At 58.2% G+C, this 13580-nt stretch carries 13 protein-coding genes; 5 read left to right on the top strand and 8 right to left on the bottom strand.

Features of this window, described 5'->3' with window-relative positions; genetic code table 11:
- The first annotated feature begins 7 nt into the window (after positions 1-7).
- Positions 8-736, top strand: a complete 729-nt coding sequence (locus tag EAO82_RS03165) for an SDR family oxidoreductase (RefSeq protein ID WP_096346624.1) — start codon at positions 8-10, stop codon at positions 734-736.
- Between the two features lie 33 nt (positions 737-769).
- Positions 770-1357 carry a 2-hydroxychromene-2-carboxylate isomerase gene (locus tag EAO82_RS03160; RefSeq protein WP_096346623.1) on the top strand — a complete coding sequence of 196 codons (588 nt, stop codon included), beginning with the start codon at positions 770-772 and terminating at the stop codon, positions 1355-1357.
- A 15-nt stretch (positions 1358-1372) separates the two neighbouring features.
- Here EAO82_RS03160 and dtd read toward each other — a convergent pair whose 3' ends face one another.
- The gene (gene dtd / locus EAO82_RS03155; protein ID WP_096346622.1) at positions 1373-1810 is read right to left on the bottom strand and encodes a D-aminoacyl-tRNA deacylase; all 438 of its coding nucleotides are present in this window, start codon (positions 1808-1810) and stop codon (positions 1373-1375) included.
- Between the two features lie 15 nt (positions 1811-1825).
- Complete coding sequence (gene pip, locus EAO82_RS03150) at positions 1826-2797, bottom strand: prolyl aminopeptidase (RefSeq protein WP_096346621.1); 972 nt, start codon at positions 2795-2797, stop codon at positions 1826-1828.
- 84 nt (positions 2798-2881) lie between these two features.
- On the opposite strand from pip, the gene EAO82_RS03145 reads away from it, so the two are divergent.
- Entirely contained in the window at positions 2882-3325 is a 444-nt protein-coding gene (locus EAO82_RS03145) for a hypothetical protein (RefSeq protein WP_231703272.1), read from the top strand.
- Positions 3326-3362: 37 nt separating this feature from the next.
- Here EAO82_RS03145 and EAO82_RS03140 read toward each other — a convergent pair whose 3' ends face one another.
- Together EAO82_RS03140 and EAO82_RS03135 are read right to left on the bottom strand one after the other, a co-directional pair.
- A complete protein-coding gene (locus EAO82_RS03140) occupies positions 3363-3944 on the bottom strand; it encodes an NnrU family protein (RefSeq protein WP_096346620.1) in 582 nt (193 codons plus the stop codon).
- 41 nt (positions 3945-3985) lie between these two features.
- Positions 3986-5362: an META domain-containing protein gene (locus tag EAO82_RS03135; RefSeq protein ID WP_096346619.1), complete on the bottom strand. Its 1377-nt coding sequence runs from the start codon at positions 5360-5362 to the stop codon at positions 3986-3988.
- Between the two features lie 302 nt (positions 5363-5664).
- Here EAO82_RS03135 and EAO82_RS03130 point away from each other — a divergent pair, with 302 nt between their 5' ends.
- Positions 5665-7284: an NAD(P)/FAD-dependent oxidoreductase gene (locus tag EAO82_RS03130; protein WP_096346618.1), complete on the top strand. Its 1620-nt coding sequence runs from the start codon at positions 5665-5667 to the stop codon at positions 7282-7284.
- A gap of 3 nt (positions 7285-7287) precedes the next feature.
- Here EAO82_RS03130 and EAO82_RS03125 read toward each other — a convergent pair whose 3' ends face one another.
- From EAO82_RS03125 to typA, 4 genes are all read right to left on the bottom strand, one after another.
- Positions 7288-7713, bottom strand: coding sequence for a VOC family protein (locus tag EAO82_RS03125; protein WP_096346617.1), 426 nt, complete (start codon positions 7711-7713; stop codon positions 7288-7290).
- Between the two features lie 60 nt (positions 7714-7773).
- Positions 7774-8310 (bottom strand): DUF924 family protein, encoded by a 537-nt coding sequence (locus tag EAO82_RS03120; RefSeq protein ID WP_096346616.1) that lies wholly within the window; start codon positions 8308-8310, stop codon positions 7774-7776.
- A complete protein-coding gene (locus EAO82_RS03115) occupies positions 8303-9622 on the bottom strand; it encodes a glycerophosphodiester phosphodiesterase family protein (RefSeq protein WP_096346615.1) in 1320 nt (439 codons plus the stop codon). The genes EAO82_RS03120 and EAO82_RS03115 overlap by 8 nt, the downstream gene beginning before the upstream one ends.
- A gap of 164 nt (positions 9623-9786) precedes the next feature.
- Entirely contained in the window at positions 9787-11598 is a 1812-nt protein-coding gene (typA, locus tag EAO82_RS03110; RefSeq protein WP_096346614.1) for a translational GTPase TypA, read from the bottom strand.
- 456 nt (positions 11599-12054) lie between these two features.
- Here typA and glnA point away from each other — a divergent pair, with 456 nt between their 5' ends.
- Positions 12055-13458 carry a glutamate--ammonia ligase gene (glnA, locus tag EAO82_RS03105; RefSeq protein ID WP_096346613.1) on the top strand — a complete coding sequence of 468 codons (1404 nt, stop codon included), beginning with the start codon at positions 12055-12057 and terminating at the stop codon, positions 13456-13458.
- The last annotated feature ends 122 nt before the right edge of the window (positions 13459-13580 follow it).

Raw genomic sequence — 13580 nt, 5'->3', positions numbered from 1 at the left:
ACTGACTATGTCCACACCCCCTGTTGCAGTGGTGATCGGCGCTGGCGATGCCACCGGCGGTGCCATTGCCAAACGCTTCGCCCGTGAAGGCTTTAGTCTATGTGTAACCCGCCGAAACGCCGATCAACTGTCCGTGCTGGTGGATGAGATCCGGGCCGCAGGTGGCACCGCACATCCCTTTGGCTGTGACGCCCGGGTGGAAGAACAGATGGTCGAGCTGTTCGAGCACATAGAACGGGATATTGGCCCGATTGAAGTAGTGGTATTCAATATTGGCGCTAACGTACGTTTTTCGATCACTGAAACCACTGAGCGCGTCTACCGCAAGGTATGGGAAATGGCGGCGCTGTCCGGTTTTCTGACCGGACGCGAAGCGGCCAAGGCGATGTTGCCGCGGCAAAAGGGCACCATCATCTTCACCGGTGCGACCGCGTCCTTACGCGGTGGCGTGGGCTTCAGCGCGTTCGCCGGGGCCAAATTTGCCCTGCGCGCACTGGCGCAAAGCATGGCGCGCGAGCTCGGCCCCCAGGGCATTCACGTCGCGCATCCCATTATTGACGGTGCGATCGATACCGCCTTTATCCGCGATACCTTTCCCGAACGCTATGCGCTGAAGGATCTGGATGGCATTCTCAATCCTGAGCATATCGCCGAACAATATTGGCAGCTGCATTGCCAGCCACGCGACAGCTGGACCCATGAGTTGGACCTGCGGCCCTGGATGGAAACCTTTTGAGCACCCGAATAATCTGGCATTAAGGACGGCATAATGAACAAGAAACTCGAATTCTTCTTTGACTTTGGTAGCCCTGCGACCTATCTCGCCTGGACGCAACTGCCGGAATTGGCCAGTCGTACCGGTGCTGAGATTATCTGGCGGCCGATGTTGCTGGGGGGCGTTTTCCAGGCCACCGGTAATAGTTCACCAGCGACGGTGCAAGCCAAGGGCAACTATACCCGCAAGGATTTCCAGCGCTATGCACAGCGCTACGGCGTCACGCTCAACCACAACCCGTATTTTCCGATCAACACGCTACAGTTGATGCGAGGCGCAACAGCGTTTCTCGGCACCGACGACTTCGACCGCTATCTGAAAGCGATATTTACCGCGATCTGGGTGGATGAGCAGGATATGAACCAGCCGGAAGTGGTCGGCAAGGTGCTGGCCAAAGCTGGCTTCGACCCCACTGCCGTACTGCAACGCATCAGCGATCCGCAGGTCAAGGAGCAACTCAAGGTCACTACCACAGAAGCAGTGGACCGTGGCGTATTTGGCGCGCCGACCTTCTTTGTTAACGACGAGATGTTCTTTGGTCAGGACCGGCTGGAATTTGTCGAAGCGGCGTTAACTCGCTAACACCACTCAACAGGGCTAAACCTCAAGCAGAAAGGTCACTGGCCCATCGTTGATCAGATGCACCTGCATATCCGCGCCAAAACGGCCGCTCGCCGTGGGGGCGTGGATTTCCTTTGCCTGCGCCAGCAGATAAGCGAAGAGTTGCTCCGCGGCAGCGGGTGCTGCTGCGGTTGAGAAGCCGGGACGCAAGCCTTTGCGTGTATCGGCCGCCAGAGTGAACTGCGATACCAGCAACAAACCGCCCTGCACCTCCTGTACCGAGCAATTCATCCGCCCATCGACATCATTGAATACCCGATACTTGAGCAAGCGCTGGAGTAGTTTGTCAGCGGTGGCTCGGTCATCCTGCGGTTCGATACCGACCAGCACCAGCAGGCCCTGATCGATACTACCCACCACCTCGCCGCCGACTTCAACCCGCGCCTGGGTGACCCGCTGTAACAGCGCTTTCATCGCTGCATTACTCGCCTATTCCACCAGCGGCGGCAGGTTGAGCAGCTGTCGCGACAGGGTTTCGGTAGCCCGTACCAAGGCGTCAGCGATACCGGTTTCCGAAGCCGCGTGCCCCGCGTCGCGAATAATTTTCAGCTCACTGCCGGGCCACTTCTGATGCAGGCTGTGGGCATTATCCAGCGGGCAGACCATATCGTACCGGCCGTGCACAATGATGCCGGGGATATGGGCGATGGACTCCATGTTGTCGAGCAACTGATCAGCTTCGAGAAACGCGTGATTGACGAAGTAATGGCATTCAATCCGCGCAATCGCATAGGCCCGTCGGGCATCGCTGAAGCGGTCCACTACCTGCGGGCTGGGTCGCAATGTAGCGCACCGGCCTTCCCAGATCGACCAGGCCTTGGCCGCGTGCATGCGGCAGATTTCATCGTCACCGGTCAGCCGTTTGTAATAGGCGCCGACCATGTCATGCCGCTCATCTTCAGGAATCAGGGCCAGGTAATCTTCCCAGTAATCAGGAAATACATGGCTGGCGCCTTCCTGGTAGAACCAGCGGATATCCTGGTCACGGCAAAGAAAAATGCCGCGCAGAATCATGCCCATTACTCGGTCCGGATGAGTCTGCGCATAGGCCAACGCCAGCGTCGAACCCCAGGAGCCGCCAAACAACACCCACTGTTCTATCCCCAGATGCTTGCGCAGTACCTCCAGATCCTCCACCAGATGCTGCGTGGTGTTGTTTTCCAGGCTGGCATGCGGTGTGGAGCGGCCAGAGCCGCGCTGGTCGAAGGTGATGATGCGATAGACCGAAGGGTCGAAGAAGCGCCGGCTCAGACCGTCACAGCCCGCACCCGGTCCCCCGTGAATGAACACCACTGGCAAACCATCGGCTTGACCGCTTTCATCCACATACAATACGTGAGGCTTTTCCACGGCCAATTCATGGCGAGCGAAGGGTTTGATCTCCGGGTACAACAGCTGCATGATGACCGCTCCTGGCCTGATGGGCAGCCGGAACCGACTGCTATCTGATAGGCACAACATTACTGACCGAAGGGCACTCTGTCTATGCTACCCGTGCGTCGCATTCTCTTGTGTTGGCTGGCTGTTGGCACTATCGCACTGATGACTGCGGGCTGCGGGTCGCAAAGCGCCGACGAGCGCCTGAATCTCAAGCTTGACGAACTTCAGGACGGCCTGGAGGCGCGTTCCACCGACCGGGTAATGGACGTACTGCACAGCGACTTTCAGGCCAGGGGCGAGCTGGATCGCGACTGGGCGCGACGTACGATGGCACTGATGTTTCTGCAGAACCAGCGGGTCAACGTGCTGGTAATCAATCAGGAAACCGCAATTGACCCGGTCTACGACGGGCAGGCCGTCACGCAGGCGCAGGTCAGCTTGAGTGGTGCCGAGCGCTTTATTCCAGATAGTGCCCGGGTCTACTCGGTCAAGCTGAACTGGTTGGAAGAAGATGGCGAATGGCAGTTGCACCGGTTGACTTGGGAATAAGCCACCCGGTGATATCGCTATTACGCCAAGGAAGGATTCAGCCGCCGAAGGGTTTAACGCCGATCAGCGCGCCATGCAGCCACATGGCGAAGACCACCCAAGCGACCAGGCCCACGACCACTGCCGCTCCATCCATAGCCGCCCGGCCTTTTGGATAGGTCACGCCCGCCATCCGGTCGCGGCGACGCGAGACCACATACAGCGCCACAGCCCAGGCCAGGAAGCTGCCGAACAACAGCAAATCCGCCAAGGTGCCGTTGGCCAGCAAGTGGGCAATGGCCCAGAATTTGACCCCGAGCAACATCGGATGGCCCACGCGAGCCTTGATGTGGGTGCCAGGAATATAGGTCGCGGCGAGCAGGATGAAGGCAGGCACCGTCAACAATGCCGCCAGATGCCGGGTCCATACCGGGGATACCCATAGCCAGGTAGGATCCAGGCGCGCCTGACCGTAACCCCAGATGATCAGCAACAGGCCGACGAGCGAAGCAATGGCGTAGGCACCCTTGTACGGCAGCACTCCCCTTTTGCTGATCTGCTTGGCCCGCCACTGTGCGGCGAACAGGCGGGTGGAGTGCACCCCGAGAAACAGCAACAAACCAATCACCAAAGCCAGCATGGATACATCCTTTTCATTATGGTTATACGCACAGGCGCTTATCAGGGCGCACGGGCGGTCAGGCGTTGCCCGGCACCTGCGTAGAGTATCAGGGCGCCATCTTCAGTGAAATCAAAGCGCTGTAACGAAGCGAGCGCGGCCAACACTCGTTGCTCCTGCTGCATCAATGCCGGTGCGCAGGCCTTGCGGGTGGTAGCCGCCGTGGAGAGGGTCAGTCCTTCGCCCGACAGCGCGTATTCGCCACGGTAATTGTTGCAGGACGCCTGACCATAGAGCAGCCCATCGGGACCGAAATTCACCGTCACATGCGAGCGATCAATAATACCCGCTTCGTTAATGTCTTCGACCACCCATTCCACCCCCTGAATCAGCCGCAGAGGGTCACCGCCACAGCCGGCGTAATTGTGATCGTCATAGCTGAGTTCAACTGTCTGCGGGTAGAGCATGCCGCTCATGCTGTCAGTGCATAACGCTTCGTTCACTTGCATCTCGACCTGCGAATCGCCGGCTACTGCACTTACCAAGCGGCTACTGGTGGACTCCACTGCCTGGGTATATTCGGCAGCCTCGATCAACTCCTCCTCAAGCCGCGTCAGGCGTAGCGCACCAGCCTCCAGGTCGACACGCCAGAAAGGCTCATTGCCTCTGGCAACGAAGGGCTCGATGATCTCCCCAGGCGGTACGCAGAGCGGATAGCGCACCGCATCGATAATTAGATCCGCTGTGTTTCCTTTACTCCAGAACCGTGTATCGGGGTCGCCTTCGGCTTCATAGCGCGCACCTGACGCTGCCTCTACCGGGAGCAATATGTGCTTTTCGCCGTTCGCATCCAGTACCAGCGTGTCGCCTTCATAGCCGGCACTCACTTGCAGGCGCCCGCATTGCAACACGCTGCTGAACGCGGCAGCACGGTAAGGCATCAACGTCACTTGGCCAAGTTCGCGTATGCCCGCTTGCGGGCTGACGCTGATCGGTTCGGAAATCCAGGTAGTACGTTCGGCTTCCGTTAACGCCGCCCTGAGCTGGTAATCGCCATCCGCAGATAGATCGCTGGCGCTGAGCTCCAAGGCAAATTCAAGCGGTACCTGGCGGCCATTCAGACTGAACCGCTGCTCGGCAATCATCGCCTCATCCGGTGACGCCGAGTCGGACACGTCGCGCAATTCGATCAACGCCTGGCTGTTAGGCGCCAATGCGACCCGGGATCGATATACCAACTGACCACGCAACACCATACGATCGTCATCGGCATCCACCCCTGACGTTTGCGCTTCAGGCGGTGGCTGGGCGTCAACCTCCGCGTTGACTTCCTGAGGCGCGTCGGAACAACCCACCAACAGGAGCAAAGCGCCCAGCACGGTAGCAGCGATTCCCCAGCGGATTGGAGCAGGCGCAGAAGGGACTGGGAATAACGTCATGGCATTGCTCCACAAGCAAACGAAAATGGTTGAATAGTGTGAACTAGGACTTTGCGGGTGGGTCAGCGTTCCCCTGTCTCGCCCAATCGAAAGCGAGCAACAGCCAGCTTTTGATCAAGCATACTTACAATGCATGGGCCAGTGCAGCAATAACTATTCAACGCTTACTTTCGCACTACCCCCGCGTGCGCATGACAGCGTAGTGCGCCGAAGGTAAACTACTGCGCCTGCGGCCGCCCGAAACCTGCCCCGCTATTCTTTTGTATTCCACCTCTGCCGGAGTCACCGGCCAGGACACTCGCATGATTCGCATCAATGAACTGCAACTGCCGCTCGATCACCCAGTCGAGGCATTACGTCCGGCCATTGTTGCGCGCTTGAAAATAGCCGATATCGAACTGCTGGGCTTCACGGTGTTCAAGCGCAGTTATGACGCGCGCAAGAAGAACAGCGAGATCACCTTCGTCTACATTCTCGACGTCGAGCTGAGCAACGAAGCTCCGGTGCTCAAGCGCTTTGCCAAGGATCACAATATCCGCCCGGCTCCGGATACCGTTTACTACCCAGTGGCCCAGGCGCCCACCGACCTGAACGAACGGCCGCTGGTGATCGGCTTTGGACCCTGCGGGCTGTTTGCCGCATTGACGCTCGCGCAGATGGGTTTCAAGCCGATTGTGCTGGAGCGTGGCAGGGATGTGCGCAGCCGCACCAAGGACACCTGGGCGCTATGGCGCAACAAGGTACTCTCGCCCGAGTCCAACGTGCAGTTCGGTGAAGGCGGGGCCGGATTGTTTTCCGACGGCAAGCTCTACAGTCAGATCAAGGATCCGAAATTCTATGGCCGCAAGGTCATGCATGAGTTCGTCCGCGCTGGCGCGCCTGAGGAAATCATGTTCGTCAGCAAGCCGCATATCGGCACCTTCCGTCTCACCGGTGTAGTTTCGAGCATGCGCGAGGAGATCAAGGCGCTGGGCGGCGAGGTTCGGTTTGATAGCCGCGTAACCGATTTCCTGATCAACGACGGACGCATTGAAGGCGTGCAACTGGCCGATGGCGAAGAACTGCGCAGTCGTTATGTGGTGCTGGCGTTGGGACACAGCGCGCGCGACACCTTCCGCAAGCTGCATGAGCGCGGCGTTTATGTCGAAGCCAAACCCTTTGCCATCGGCTTTCGTATCGAGCATCCGCAATCGCTGATCGACACCGCACGGCTGGGTAAATACGCCGGCCACCCGCAACTTGGCGCTGCGGACTATAAGCTGGTGCACCACGCCAGCAACGGGCGTGCGGTCTACAGTTTCTGCATGTGCCCAGGCGGTATGGTCGTAGCGGCGACGTCAGAGCCAGGGCGCGTGGTTACCAACGGCATGAGCCAGTACTCGCGCAATGAGCGCAATGCCAACGCCGGCATCGTAGTTGGCATCCACCCTGAGCAGGACTTCCCCGGTGGACCGTTGGCCGGGGTGGAACTGCAGGAGCAGCTTGAGTCCCGCGCCTTTGAACTGGGCGGCAGCGACTATTGCGCGCCCGGCCAACTGGTCGGTGATTTTATTCGCGCCAAAGCTTCCAGCAGCCTTGGTGAGGTACAGCCTTCGTACCAGCCTGGCGTACTGCTCGGCGACCTGGCCGCCGCCCTGCCCGCCTACGCCATTGAGGCCATACGTGAAGCGCTGCCGGCCTTTGGCAAACAGATTCGCGGCTTTGACCGCCAGGATGCGGTGCTCACCGGCATCGAAACCCGTACCTCCTCCCCAGTGCGAATCAAGCGCGATAATATCTCGCTGCAGAGTCTCAATACCCGTGGCTTGTATCCTGCGGGCGAAGGTGCAGGCTACGCTGGCGGGATTCTTTCCGCGGGCGTAGACGGGATCAAGATCGCCGAAGCCGTGGCCACGGCAATGCTGGCGGACAGGCAGGCCTGATACTCAAGCGTCCTGTTCGCTGGTGAATCCACGGCACACGGCGGCCAGCTTATTACCGTCCGGGTCCCGCACATAAGCCGCGAAAAAGTCCGCGTTGTACTGTGGCCGCAACCCCGGCTCACCTTCACTGGTGCCGCCTGCTGCCAGTGCTGCGGCGTGGAACGCACGCACGGCCTCCCAACTATCGGCCTTGAGTGCGACCATGTTGCCGTTGCCGAAGGTGGCAGGCTGGCCATTGAACGGCTTGCCTAGCCACAACGCCAATTCCCGACGTCCGTCTTCCTCGTAGGTGCCCCAACCAGCAATATCTTCCCAGCCATCCTCATCCTGCGGGTCACAGCGCTGCAGCCCGAGTGGTGCCAGCGTTGCATCATAGAAACGCACCGCACGCTCCAGATCGTTGGTACCCAGGCTGATATAGGTAAACATTGTGGACTCCCAGCATCGGAACGCCTGTCGCTCAGCATAGCTCGCGGAAATAGACGCCGCTCAAAAACTCGAACCCGGCTGTTTGAGAAAGGCCAATTCCGCCAGGCTTGAAGGCCTGCCCAAGACCGCGTTGCGATGCGGATAACGCCCAAAACGCTCAAGTATCTCCCTGTGCTTCCACTCAAATTTCAGATTGTCTTCCAGCCCCTCGGCAGAAAAAAGCTGGACTGCCATCTCGTGGATCGGCAGCGACTCACTGTGCATGAACGGCATGTACACGAACCGCCGCCGCTCGACCGGCAACTCCTGATCAGCGCCCTGCCGCACCGCTTCCTGCGCCAGCACCAGTGCCATGCCATCGCTGGCGAAGGCACGTGGCGTGTCGCGCCAGATATTCCGGGAGAACTGATCCAGCACCAGGATCTCAGCGAGGCGCCCCTCGGGCGTTGCCCGCCAGCTTTCCAGCTCCCCGCGTTCGCCCTGCCGATGCACGGCAGCAAAACGCTCGGCGATCTGCCGATCAAACCCCAGATTCACCTTCCACCACTGAGCCGGTTTGATCTCTTCAAACCAGAATCGATTAATCTCATCAATCATCAGTCTGCAACCTTAAGTCGGGTTGGTTCATATTCATGCAGTGTGCATAGAAGCTTGTAGTGGCTGGCCAGTCGGCGAAGATCGCCTTCACCCCCACCTGTTGCGCCAGCACATCAATCACGGTCAGCACATCACTGTCCCGGCTGATCGCCTCCTGGACGCTTTGGTAGTACCAGCCACCGCCCTGCGCTAGAGGACCGCTGCGCTCAACCGACCAGGCAATCAGATCGAGCCCGGCACGTCTGGCATTTCGCGCGTACTCAGAGGGGACGATACGCTGCTGATCATCCAGACTGAGCAGTTTCCACAAGGCCGGGGCCAGTATCGCAACGCCCTGGGCTTTCAGGTCCGTCATGTAATCCAGCGAGGCGCTCTCATCGGTGAGCGCGCGATCATCAAGATAGACGGCCTGACGACCGAACGCCGGAAACTGATCAATCCAGAACAGCACATCCCTCAATCGAAACGACTGCGGCATCACATCGGCGGGTTCCACACCGGCATCGATATAATCCTGAATCATTTGCCGGGCATAGTCCTCCTGGGTGTACTCGCCCTCGAACGGCATACTCACCACCGGCGTCTTCAGTTCCGGGACGAACTTGACCCCAAGCTGTTTGAACAGGGCAATGCTTTCGCGATGGCTCAGCACAGTGCCGCGCGCGGCGTACAGGTCGGTGCGCCAATCGGCGGTGCCGCCGAGGTAGGCCTGCGGCGTGGTGGCCGTTGGATCAAAGGCATCCATTTTGCCTTGCAGCGTTTTGAACTCGGCCAGCGTGATGTCGCTGGTGCGGCATTCGGCCTGGGCTGGACGCCCGCTGTCTGGATCGGCTGGAACAAAGGGCTGGGTGCACTTGGCATTCAGCGCTGGCACGGCGACGATGTTGGTCGTGGTGTGCAGGTCATCCTGGGCATGCCGGCAAACCAATTGGCGATCCCGGGTAAAGGCCACATCACACTCAATAACCCCTGCACCCATGCGCGCCGCGGCAACATAGGACTCCAGAGTATGCTCTGGAAACTGCAATGGCGCGCCGCGGTGCCCAATGGAGAACGTCGAAGGCTGGATATTTGAGGTGTCGCAGGCTTGCAGCGACCGCTTCAGTGGGCCCTCCTCCAGGCCATCTGCCAGCCAGAGCGGGCGTGGTCCCAGCTCAATCCGCGGGGCGCTCCGCAGCTCAGCCCAGGCCGCAACCTGCTGATCTGCATGCGCGTGAGGGTCTTGCTCAATTGCCTGCGCAAGGCTCGGCGTCGCTGCTGCCACTACACTACCGCTCAGCAACAGCGCCATCGCCAGGGTCTGAAATTTCATCCTGTCTCTTCTCGCTAAAGGGTGAAGAACGGGTAAGCACTATAGCGTTCCTATCGGCTTTGGTGCCGTGTGCCATAGCTCGATGCATTGAGCCCAGTCTACCTCCCACGCAATAAAAAACCCGCCAGAGTCACCCCTGGCGGGTTTGGTCAGCTAACTGAAGCTTAGCTCTTGCCAGCGCGCTTGCGCTCGTTTTCGGCGAGCAACTTCTTGCGCAGACGGATCGACTTGGGCGTGATTTCGGCCAGTTCGTCGTCTTCGATAAACTCCAGCGCCTGCTCCAGGGTGAAGCGTATTGGCGGTACCAGTGCGATGGTTTCATCTTTACCGGAGGCACGCATGTTATCCAGCTTCTTACCCTTGGTAGGGTTAACGCCCATGTCGTTGTCACGGCTGTTGATACCCACCAACATGCCCTCGTACACTTCATCGCCATGGCCCAGGAACAGCTTGCCACGAGCCTGCAGGGTTTCCAGCGAATAGGTCAGCGCCTTGCCGGTAGCAACAGAGACCAGTACGCCATTCTGACGACCGCTCATTTCGCCTGACTTCAACGGGCCATAGTGGCTGAAGATGCTGGTCATGATACCGGCACCGGACGTCATGGTCAGGAACTGGTTACGGAAGCCGATCAGACCGCGAGCCGGAATGGTGTACTCCAGGCGTACGCGACCCTTGCCATCCGGAACCATGTTGGTCAGATCACCCTTGCGCAGGCCCATCTGTTCCATCATTGCGCCCTGGTGCTGCTCTTCCAGGTCGATAGTGACGTTCTCGAAAGGCTCCTGCTTCTCGCCGTCGATCACACGGATGATGACTTCAGGACGGCCTACGGCCATTTCAAAACCTTCACGACGCATGGTTTCGATCAGTACCGACAGGTGCAGCTCACCACGACCGGATACCTTGAACTTGTCAGCGCTGTCGCCTTCTTCCACACGCAGAGCCACGTTGTACAGCAGCTCCTTGTCCAGACGCTCCTTGATGTTACGGCTGGTGACGAACTTGCCTTCCCGGCCGCAGAACGGCGAATCATTAACCTGGAAGGTCATGCTTACGGTGGGCTCGTCAACCGACAGCGGCGTCATCGCTTCAACATTCTGCGGATCACACAGCGTGTCGGAGATGAACAGCTCGTCAAACCCGCTGATGCAGACGATGTCGCCAGCGGCAGCTTCGTCCACGTCAATGCGGTGCAGACCGTGGTGACCCATCAGTTTGAGGATACGGCCGTTACGACGCTTGCCATCGACATCGATAGCAACCACCGGCGTATTCGGCTTGACGCGGCCACGGGCGATACGGCCCACGCCGATCACACCCAGGAAGCTGTTGTAGTCCAGAGCGGAGATCTGCATCTGGAACGGGCCTTCGCGGTCAACCTGAGGTGCCGGGACGTTATCGACAATAGCCTGGAACAGCGGGGTCAGATCGTCAGCCAGATTGTCATGCTCGAGGCCGGCAACGCCATTGATGGCCGAAGCGAAAACGATCGGGAAATCGAGTTGCTCTTCAGTGGCGCCCAGGTTGTCGAACAGGTCGAACATCTGATCCACAACCCAATCTGGACGCGCGCCTGGGCGGTCAACCTTGTTGACCACAACGATCGGACGCAAACCAGCCTGGAAGGCCTTCTGAGTCACGAAGCGAGTCTGCGGCATGGGGCCGTCCTGCGCATCTACCAGCAGCAGTACGGAATCAACCATCGACATCACGCGCTCTACTTCGCCGCCGAAATCGGCGTGACCGGGGGTGTCCACGATGTTGATGTGGTGATCGTTCCAGTTGATAGCGGTGTTCTTGGCAAGAATGGTAATGCCGCGCTCTTTTTCCTGATCGTTGGAGTCCATCAGGCGTTCGGTGTCGAGCTCATTCCGCTCGAGGGTGCCAGATTGGCGCAGAAGCTTATCAACCAGAGTCGTTTTACCGTGGTCAACGTGGGCAATAATGGCAATGTTGCGGAGTTTCTCGATCACTATGGACATCCTGGATTGCCCGACCGCGGTCGAGCTAACTGAAAAAAGAGGTGGGCATTATACAGACCCAGAGGTGACAGTGTATGTTTTTTGTACGCATCAGCCGATAATCCGCTATTTGCGAGGGTAATTTGCCGAAAACAAACGCCTGAGTGATGTAAGGTACAGCATATAAGCGCATTATATGTCGGCCAGGAAATACGCTGGCCAGAGAGCACCAAAATAAGGCGCCTGATTATATAAAGGCACCATTTTGGTGCGCTTAAAGATTGCACCGATTCAGCTCACTCGCTGTAATCCCGTTACAGCGCGGTTTACAGCGAATGCTCCGAAATGGCACATCTTTTGCTCACTTGTAATGCAAGCGGTAATGCAAGCGGTTGTGCGGGTATATACCGCTCGAATTTAGAAGCGCCGGGCCAGATGCCCGGCAAATGATTCCTTCTGGAGGAAACCATGTCGAAAGCGATTCAATTGATCAAAGAATTTGACGTGAAGTGGGTTGACCTGCGCTTCACCGATACCAAAGGCAAGCAGCAGCACGTCACCATGCCGGCTCGTGATGTCAAAGATGACTTCTTTGAAGAAGGCAAAATGTTTGACGGCTCCTCGATTGCCGGCTGGAAAGGCATTGAAGCTTCCGACATGATCCTGATGCCCGATGACAGCACTGCTGTAATCGACCCCTTCACCGAAGAACCTACGCTGATTCTGGTGTGCGACATCATTGAGCCTTCCACCATGCAGGGCTACGAGCGCGACCCGCGCGGTATCGCCAAGCGTGCCGAAGAGTATCTGAAGTCCACTGGCATTGGTGACACCGTGTTCGTCGGTCCCGAGCCCGAGTTCTTCGTATTTGATGAAGTGAAGTTCAAGTCCGACATTTCCGGTTCCATGTTCAAGATCTTCTCCGAACAGGCCTCCTGGAATACTGATGGCGACATCGAAACCGGCAACAAGGGTCACCGTCCAGGCGTCAAGGGTGGTTACTTCCCCGTGCCGCCAGTCGATCACGATCACGAAATCCGTACTGCCATGTGTAATGCCATGGAAGAAATGGGCCTGACCATCGAAGTGCATCACCACGAAGTGGCGACTGCTGGTCAGAACGAAATTGGCGTACTGTTCAACACCCTGGTTGCCAAGGCGGACGAAGTGCAGACGCTGAAGTACTGCGTACACAACGTTGCTGATGCATTCGGCAAAACAGCTACCTTCATGCCCAAGCCTCTGTATGGCGATAACGGCTCCGGCATGCACGTGCACATGTCCATCTCCAAAGATGGCAAGAACACCTTTGCTGGCGAAGGCTATTCCGGCCTGTCCGATACCGCCCTGTTCTTCATCGGCGGCATCATCAAGCACGGCAAATCACTGAACGCGTTTACCAACCCGTCTACCAACAGCTACAAGCGTCTGGTACCCGGCTTCGAAGCGCCGGTCATGCTCGCCTACTCGGCGCGTAACCGTTCCGCTTCTATCCGTATTCCTTACGTTTCCAGCCCGAAAGCCCGTCGTATCGAGGCTCGTTTCCCCGATCCGGCTGCCAACCCCTACCTGTGCTTCGCCGCACTGTTGATGGCTGGCCTGGACGGCGTCCAGAACAAGATTCACCCTGGCGATGCTGCAGACAAGAACCTGTACGATCTGCCGCCCGAAGAGGCCAGCCAGATTCCTCAGGTTTGCGGCAGCTTGAAAGAAGCGTTGGAGTCCCTGGACGCCGACCGCGAGTACCTGACCAAAGGTGGCGTGTTCACCGACGAGCTGATCGATGCCTACATCGAACTGAAAGCCGCCGAAGAACTCAAGGTTCGCACCTTCGTTCACCCGCTGGAATATGACCTGTATTACAGCGTCTGATACAGACGGTGTAATACCAGAAAGGGCGCCCATTCGGGCGCCCTTTTTTTTACTCGTGCGTCAGACCTTGCCAGATATCCAATTGAGTGCAAGTCTTAACGCAGACTATAAAGGAGTTACAC

This window comes from Halopseudomonas pelagia, assembly GCF_009497895.1.
Taxonomy (GTDB): domain Bacteria; phylum Pseudomonadota; class Gammaproteobacteria; order Pseudomonadales; family Pseudomonadaceae; genus Halopseudomonas; species Halopseudomonas pelagia_A.
This window is presented reverse-complemented; position numbering and strand designations above follow the sequence as displayed.